This is a genomic window from Streptomyces sp. 130, assembly GCF_007096885.1.
Taxonomy (GTDB): domain Bacteria; phylum Actinomycetota; class Actinomycetes; order Streptomycetales; family Streptomycetaceae; genus Streptomyces.
In genome coordinates, this window is sequence record NZ_VJNO01000046.1 from 38,570 (window position 1) to 44,911 (window position 6,342).

The 6,342-nt window shown below is 74.3% G+C and carries 6 protein-coding genes; all 6 read left to right on the plus strand.

The window, feature by feature from the left end:
- Positions 1-21: 21 nt before the first annotated feature.
- The gene (locus FKN01_RS28310; RefSeq protein WP_143625503.1) at positions 22-1,155 is read left to right on the plus strand and encodes a glycerate kinase; all 1,134 of its coding nucleotides are present in this window, start codon (positions 22-24) and stop codon (positions 1,153-1,155) included.
- 220 nt (positions 1,156-1,375) lie between these two features.
- Positions 1,376-2,176, plus strand: a complete 801-nt coding sequence (locus FKN01_RS28315; protein WP_143625504.1) for an ABC transporter ATP-binding protein — start codon at positions 1,376-1,378, stop codon at positions 2,174-2,176.
- Positions 2,164-2,946 (plus strand): ABC transporter ATP-binding protein, encoded by a 783-nt coding sequence (locus tag FKN01_RS28320; protein WP_143625505.1) that lies wholly within the window; start codon positions 2,164-2,166, stop codon positions 2,944-2,946. Before FKN01_RS28315 ends, FKN01_RS28320 begins: the two co-directional genes overlap by 13 nt.
- A complete protein-coding gene (locus FKN01_RS28325; RefSeq protein WP_143625506.1) occupies positions 2,943-3,833 on the plus strand; it encodes a branched-chain amino acid ABC transporter permease in 891 nt (296 codons plus the stop codon). Before FKN01_RS28320 ends, FKN01_RS28325 begins: the two co-directional genes overlap by 4 nt.
- Complete coding sequence (locus tag FKN01_RS28330; protein ID WP_143625507.1) at positions 3,826-4,917, plus strand: branched-chain amino acid ABC transporter permease; 1,092 nt, start codon at positions 3,826-3,828, stop codon at positions 4,915-4,917. Before FKN01_RS28325 ends, FKN01_RS28330 begins: the two co-directional genes overlap by 8 nt.
- Positions 4,914-6,164: an ABC transporter substrate-binding protein gene (locus FKN01_RS28335; RefSeq protein WP_143625508.1), complete on the plus strand. Its 1,251-nt coding sequence runs from the start codon at positions 4,914-4,916 to the stop codon at positions 6,162-6,164. The genes FKN01_RS28330 and FKN01_RS28335 overlap by 4 nt, the downstream gene beginning before the upstream one ends.
- Positions 6,165-6,342: the final 178 nt, after the last annotated feature.

The following is a 6,342-nucleotide window of genomic DNA, read 5'->3' on the forward strand; positions in this document are numbered from 1 at the left end:
ATGGTGACGGACGGAGCAGTGATGGAGACCGCACGCGTGCTCGTCGCGGCGGACAAGTTCAAGGGCTCGCTCACGGCCGTGCAGGTCGCCGAGCGCGTGACGGCCGGGCTGCGGCGCGTCGTCCCGGGCGTACGGGTGGAGACCCTGCCGGTCGCCGACGGCGGCGACGGCACGGTGGCGGCGGCGGTGGCCGCCGGCTTCGAGCGACGCGAGACGCGGGTGACCGGGCCCCTGGGCGACCCCGTCACCGCCGCGTACGCGGTGCGGGGGACCACCGCGGTGGTCGAGATGGCCGAGGCGTCCGGCCTCCAGCACCTGCCCGACGGTGTCTTCGCGCCCCTCACGGCCACGACGTACGGCTCCGGGGAGCTGCTGCGCGCCGCGGTCGACGCGGGGGCCCGGACCATCGTGTTCGGCGTCGGCGGCAGCGCGACCACGGACGGCGGGGCGGGCATGCTCGCCGCGCTCGGCGCCCGCTTCCTCGACGCGGACGGCAAGCCGGTCGGGCCGGGCGGCGGCGGCCTCGCGGACCTCGCCGAGGCGGACCTGTCCGGGCTCGACCCCCGGTTCGCCGGCATCGACCTGATCCTCGCCAGCGACGTCGACAACCCGCTGACCGGCCCCAAGGGCGCGCCGGAGGTCTACGGCCGCCAGAAGGGCGCGACGGAGGCGGACATCGCGACGCTCGACGCGGCGCTCGCCCACTACGCGTCGCTCCTCGGCCCCGAACAGGCCGGACTGCCCGGCGCCGGAGCGGCCGGCGGCATCGGCTACGGGGCGCTCGTCGCCCTCGGCGCGCGCTTCCGTCCCGGGATCGAGGTCATGCTCGACGTCCTCGGCTTCGCGCCCGCGCTGGACCGGGCGACGTTCGTCATCACCGGCGAGGGGTCCCTCGACGCGCAGACCCTGCACGGCAAGGCCCCGGCGGGCGTCGCAGCGGCGGCGCGCGCGGCGGGGGTCGAGGTCGTCGCGGTGTGCGGCCGCCTCGCGCTGACGCCACAGGCGCTGGAGGGAGCCGGCATCCGGCGGGCGTACGCGCTGCTGGACCTGGAGCCGGACCCGGCGGTGTGCATGGCGCAGGCGGGACCGCTGCTGGAGCGCGCGGCGGAGTCGATCGCGCGCGACTTCCTGGCTTCCAGCCCCTCCGGCGTCTGAGGAGCGGGGGTCCGGGGGCGGAGCCCCCGGTTTCGGGAAGGGGCGGGTAGGGGACAAGGCCCGCCGCAGGCGCAGGCGCCCCGTCGCCCTGTGCGCCCGCACAACCCCGCCCCGCCCCACCGGGGCACCCGCAACGCTTCCCCCCGCCCCCCATGGACGCCCCCCTCCTCCCCCTGCTGACCTGTGGCGACACAGGAACCGCGGAAGGAGGAGGACCCCCATGCCCACGCTCGAGATCCGCGCACTCGCCGCCGCCTACGGCCCCGTACGCTCACTGCGCGGCATCGACCTCGACGTCCCGGCCGGCACGATCACCGCCGTACTCGGCGGAAACGGGGCCGGCAAGACCACCCTGCTGCGGGCCGTCTCACGGACCCTCGGCTTCCACGGCGGCACCGCCACCGGCACCGTCCGCTTCGACGGGCGCCCCCTGGACGGGCTCCGGCCCGACCGGGTGGTCGCCGCCGGGATCGTCCAAGTGCCCGAAGGCCGCCAGGTGTTCGCCCGGATGACGGTGGCGGACAACCTGCGCGCCGGAGCCCTCGGCGCCGACGGAGGCCGCAAGGCGGCGGCCGAGGCGCTGACCCGCGTGCACGAGCTGTTCCCCGTGCTCGCCCGCCGCGCCCACCAGAGCGCCGGGCTGCTGTCCGGCGGCGAGCAGCAGATGCTGGCCATGGGCCGCGCCCTGATGGCAAGGCCCCGGCTGCTCCTGCTGGACGAACCCTCACTCGGCCTCGCGCCCCTGATGGCGCAGCGCATCGCCGACACGGTCCGCGAGATCAACGCCTCCGGCACCTCCGTCCTGCTCGTGGAGCAGAACGCGTCGATCGCCCTGCGCCTCGCCACCACGGCCTACGTCCTGGAGGTCGGCGAGGTCACCCTGCACGGGCCCGCCGAGGAACTGGCCGCCTCCGACGAGGTCCGCCGCCGCTACCTGGGCGTCGTGGACGAGGCGGCCGCCGCCGACGCGGACCGGGCGGCGGGCACCGCCGTACCCACCCTGAGCAGGTGGTCCGCGTGACCGCCCCGGCCCCGCTCACCGTCCGGGACGTCACCGTCCGCTTCGCCGGACTCACCGCCCTCGACGGCGTCTCGTTCACCGTAGAGCCGGGCAGCGTCCACGCCGTCATCGGGCCCAACGGCGCCGGCAAGTCGACCACCTTCAACGTGCTGTCCGGGGTCTACCGGGCGGCCTCCGGCAGCGTCCGGCTCGGGGAGACCGAGCTGACCGGGCTCGCCCCGCACCGGATCGCCGCGCTCGGCGTCGCCAGGACCTTCCAGAACCTCGCGCTGCCCCCGTACGCCACCGTCGCCGACACCCTCATGCTCGGCCGGCACCGGCTCACCCGGGCCGGATTCCTGGCCGCCGGGCTGCGGCTGCCGGCCGCCGCCCGGGAAGCCCGCGCACACCGCGAACGGGTCCGCGAGATCGCCGGGTTCATCGGCCTGGAGGCGGAGCTGGACCGGCCGGCGAGCTCGCTGCCGTACGGGCAGCAGAAGCTGGTCGAGCTGGGCCGCGCGCTGTGCATGGAGCCGCAGGTGCTCCTCCTCGACGAACCCGTCGCCGGCATGACCGCCGACGAGCGCCGGCGTACGGCCGCGGTCGTGGCGGGCGTCCGCGACGGCCTCGGCATCTCGATCGTGCTGGTCGAGCACGACATGGGGGTGGTGATGCGGCTCGCGGACGCCGTGACCGTACTCGACTTCGGACGCGGGATCGCCGGCGGCACCCCCGCCGAGGTCCAGAACGATCCCGCCGTCGTCCAGGCATATCTGGGAGCACCGCAATGACCACCTTCATCGAACTCCTCCTCGGCGGCCTGTCCATCGGCTCGGTCTACGCCCTGATCGCGCTCGGCTTCGTCGTCATCTTCAAGGCCACCGAGGTCGTCAACTTCGCCCACGCCTCGCTGCTGCTGGCGGGCGGTTACGTCACCGCCGTACTCCACGACGACATCGGGTTCTGGCCCGCCCTCGCGACCGGCATCGCGGGCGCGGCCGTCGTCGGCGCCGCCGTCGAATTCCTGGTGATGCGCCGCTACCGGGGCAGCGACCACAGCGTCCTCGCCATCGTCACCATCGGCGTCGACATCCTCCTGACCACCGAACTCACCCGGCGCATGGGCACGGAGGTGCTCGCGCTCGGCGACCCCTGGGGCAACCGGGTCCTCACCGTCGGCGGGGTCACGCTCGCCCAGACCCGCGTCGCCGCGTTCGTCGCCGCCGCCCTCCTCATCACCGTCTTCCTGCTCGCCTTCCGCTTCACCTCCTGGGGCGTCTCGATGCGCGCCGCCGCCGAGAACCCGCGGACGGCCGCGCTGATGGGGATCAGGCTCGGCCGGGTCTCGCTCGCCGCCTGGGCGGTCGCCGGGGCGCTCGCCGCGGTCGCCGCGCTGTTCCTCACCGTCTTCCCCACGCCCGGCCTGGAACGGGCGACCTCGCTCGCCGCGCTCAAGGCCTTCCCCGCCGCGATCCTCGGCGGGCTCGACTCCACGACCGGCGCCCTGGCCGGCGGGCTGATCGTCGGCGTGACCGAAGCGCTCGCCACCGGCTACCAGAGCGATCTGTCGTTCCTCGGCCGGGGCATCGGCGACCTGGCCCCCTATCTGGTGATGGTGATCGTGCTGCTCGTACGCCCCGCCGGACTCCTCGGCACGAAGGAGCCGGCCCGTGTCTGAGACCGCCACCCCGTTCGCGTACGCGGTGACCGCCCGGCTGCGCCGCCCCCGCACCTGGGCCTGGGCGGCGGGATCGGTGCTGCTGCTCGCCCTCCCCTTCTACCTGGACCGCTTCTGGCTCCAGGCCGGGCTGTTCGCGATGGCCGCCGCGATCGGCGCGATCGGGCTCAACCTGCTGACCGGGGCCACCGGGCAGCTGTCCATGGGCCACGCCTTCTTCCTCGCCGTGGGCGCGTACGGCTACTGCGTGCTGGCGGGGGACAGCGGTACGGAGAACGGGCACGCCCTGTCCGGGCTCGGCCTGCCCAGCTGGCTCGCCGCCGTGCTGGCCGTCCTCCTCGCCGGGGCCGCCGGCGGGCTGTTCAGCCCGATCGCGGGACGGCTGCGGGGCGCCTACCTCGGCATCGCGACCCTGGCGCTGATCTTCATCGGCCAGCACGTGCTGTTCAACGCCTCGTCCCTCACCGGCGGTTACAACGGCCGCTCGGTGCCGCCGCTCTCGATCTTCGGCCTCACCTTCGACGACAGCGAGGTGCTGGTGGCCGCGGTGCCGTTCCAGTCCTCCGAGAAGCTCTGGTACGCGGCCCTGCTCGCCCTGCTCCTCAGCGGCCTGTTCGCGCGCGGGGTGCTGCGCGGGCGGCCGGGCCGGGCGCTGAACGCCATCCGCGACCACCGCATCGCGGCCGGTGTGATGGGCGTCCCGGTGGCCCGCTACCGGGCCGGGGTCTTCGTCCTGTCCTCGATGTACGCGGGGCTGGCCGGGGTGCTCCTGGCCCTGGTCTTCCAGCGGACGGTGCCCGAGTACTTCGGCATGGTCCTCTCCCTCGAATACCTCGCCATGATCGTGATCGGCGGGCTCGGCACCGTGGCGGGGGCGGTCGTCGGCGCGGCCTTCGTCTCGCTGCTGCCCCAGCTCCTGACCCACTACAGCGACTCCCTGCCCCTGGTCGCGGCCCCCGGCACGGGCGGCCTGACCCCGGGCGAGGCATCGCGCTACCTGTACGGCGCCGCGGTCGTCGCGGCGGTCCTGTTCCTGCCCGGCGGCCTGACACGCCCGATGAAGAACCCAGGGGAGAAGAAATGAAACTGCGTGTGCTCGGGGCCGTGTGCGCGGCCCTCGCCCTCACCCTCACGGGGTGCAGCGAGAAGGCCAAGTCCTCCGACGGGGGAGAGGGGGCCAAGGGCGGGATGAAGACCGGCGAGGGGGTCACCGAATCCACCATCGCGCTCGGCGCGCTCACCGACATGACCGGCGTCTACGCCTCGCTCGGCAAGAGCGTCACCCAGGCCCAGCAGCTCTGGGTGAAGCAGACCAACGCGGCCGGCGGCATCTGCGACCGCGAGATCGAGCTGACCGTGCGCGACCACGGCTACGACCCGCAGAAGGCCGTCGCCGGGTACACCGAGCTGGAACCGAAGGTGCTGGGCTTCGTCCAGTTCATCGGCTCCCCGTTCGTCGCGGCGGTGGAGCAGCGCATCGACGGCCAGGACAAGGGCCTCGTCCTGCCGCAGGCATGGTCCGCGAACCTGCTCGGCAGCAAGTACGTCCGCGTCATCGGCGCCACCTACGACGTCGAGACGATCAACGCGATCGACTACCTGCTCGCGGAGAAGCGCATCGCGAAGGGCGACAGCATCGGCCATGTGTACTTCGAGGGCGACTACGGCGAGAACGCGCTCGCCGGCTCCAAGTACGCGGCGAAGGAGGCGGGTCTCACCGTCGTCGAGCAGAAGATCAAGCCCACCGACAACGACATGACCGCCCAGGTCGCCGCGCTGAAGCAGGCGGGCGTCAAGGCCGTCGTCGTCAGCGCGGGCCCCCGCCAGGCCGCCTCGCTCGTCGGGGTGGCCGCCGCCACCGGCCTCGAGGTCCCGGTCATCGGCAACAACTCCGCGTACGCGCCGCAGTTGCTGAAGACGCAGGCCGGCCCGGCCCTGATGAAGGACTACTACGTCGCCGCGTCCACCCTGCCCATCGGCGACCCGGGCACCGGCCCCGCGAAGCTGGCGAAGGAGTACGCCGCCGCCTACCCCAAGGAGGGTCTCGACAACGGCGTCATCGCCGGATACACGGCCGCCGAACTCTACGGCGAGGCCCTGAAGAAGGCGTGCGCGGCCAAGGACCTCACCCGCGAGGGCGTCGACAAGGCGCTGCTGACCATCACCGGATTCGGTACCGACTTCGGGGTCTCCCACGACTTCACCGACCCGGCGGCGCCCTCCACCCGGGAGAGCGTGATCATGAAGCCGGACGACAAGGTCCCCGGCGGCCTGAAGGTGGTCAGGCCGGCCGAGGCCGCCGCGGCGGCCAAGGCGTACACCCTCAAGTGACGCGCCCCGCAGGGAGAACGCCGGCCGGGGGGGGGGCCGGCGCCCGGGCGCCCCGCGCCCGGGGGGGGGGGGGGGCGGGCCGGGGGGGGGCCGGGGCCGGCCCCGGCCGCGGGCCGGGGGCCGACGACGGCGGCCCCCAGCGCCGCCCCGGTCTCGCGCGCCGCCGTGTTGAGCCCGG